The 528-nt window shown below is 70.5% G+C and carries 1 protein-coding gene; it reads left to right on the plus strand.

What is annotated here, in order from left to right; all coding sequences use genetic code 11:
* Positions 1-528 (plus strand): P-type ATPase (locus ACTJLD_RS41370; protein WP_440661790.1); only part of this gene is annotated, 528 nt, incomplete at both ends.

Raw genomic sequence — 528 nt, forward strand, 5'->3', positions numbered from 1 at the left:
CCGAGTCCCCTGGTCGATCGATCTCGTGTTGCTGATTCTGGCGGCCGCCACGCTCGCCGGCGGCGGCGTATGCGTGGCGTTCGGCCAGCCGTCGCTCGCACGATTCGCCTGGCTGCTGGGGACGCTGCCGGTCCTGCTCGCGTTGACGGTCTCGCTGGTCAAGGCCGTGATGAGGCGGCAGGCCGGCATTGACGTGCTCGCGTGGCTCGCGATCGCGCTGGCGGTCGTGCTCGACGAAACGCTTGCGGCGGCGGTGATTGCGTTGATGCTGGCGAGCGGGCGGACGCTGGAGCGGTATGCGCAGGACCGCGCGCAACGCGAGATGAGCGCACTGCTCGGCCGCGCCCCCCGGCAGGCAACCCGTTTCGAGAACGGGGAATGGCGCTCGGTTGCGCCGGACACCCTTGTCCCCGGCGACAGGCTGCTGGTGCGGAGCGGCGAGTTCGTGCCCGTCGACGGCACATTGACCGGCGACGCGGAACTGGACGAGTCCATGCTGACGGGCGAATCGTCCACCCTGCGACGCCG

The organism is Burkholderia sp. 22088, from assembly GCF_052045915.1.
Lineage (GTDB): Bacteria > Pseudomonadota > Gammaproteobacteria > Burkholderiales > Burkholderiaceae > Burkholderia > Burkholderia cepacia.